The organism is Pseudomonas helleri, from assembly GCF_009600315.1.
Classification (GTDB): domain Bacteria; phylum Pseudomonadota; class Gammaproteobacteria; order Pseudomonadales; family Pseudomonadaceae; genus Aquipseudomonas; species Aquipseudomonas helleri_A.
This window is the reverse complement of the sequence record NZ_WIWC01000124.1, coordinates 1-368: the sequence shown is the minus strand read 5'-3', so window position 1 is coordinate 368 and position 368 is coordinate 1. Positions and strand designations below refer to the sequence as shown.

Annotated in this window: 2 tRNA genes; both read left to right on the top strand. The window is 46.5% G+C overall.

The features are described 5' to 3' along the window. Positions 1–93 precede the first annotated feature (93 nt). Positions 94–170 (top strand) — tRNA-Ile (locus GHN86_RS23120). A gap of 30 nt (positions 171–200) precedes the next feature. Beyond that, positions 201–276, top strand: a tRNA-Ala gene (locus GHN86_RS23115). Positions 277–368 lie beyond the last annotated feature (92 nt).

Sequence of the window (368 nt, the reverse complement as noted above, 5' to 3'; positions counted from 1 at the left end):
ATCACCTCCTTAATCGACGACATCAGCTGCTCCATAAGTTCCCACACGAATTGCTTGATTCATTGTAGAAGACGATAGAAGTAGACCAAAATTGGGTCTGTAGCTCAGTTGGTTAGAGCGCACCCCTGATAAGGGTGAGGTCGGCAGTTCGAATCTGCCCAGACCCACCAATTTTGTGTAAAAGAAACCCGTACAAATATGGGGCCATAGCTCAGCTGGGAGAGCGCCTGCCTTGCACGCAGGAGGTCAACGGTTCGATCCCGTTTGGCTCCACCATAACTTGCTTCTCTATCGTAAAGCTTAGAAATGAGCATTCCATCGAAAGATGGTGAATGTTGATTTCTGATCTTTTGATTAGATCGTTCTTT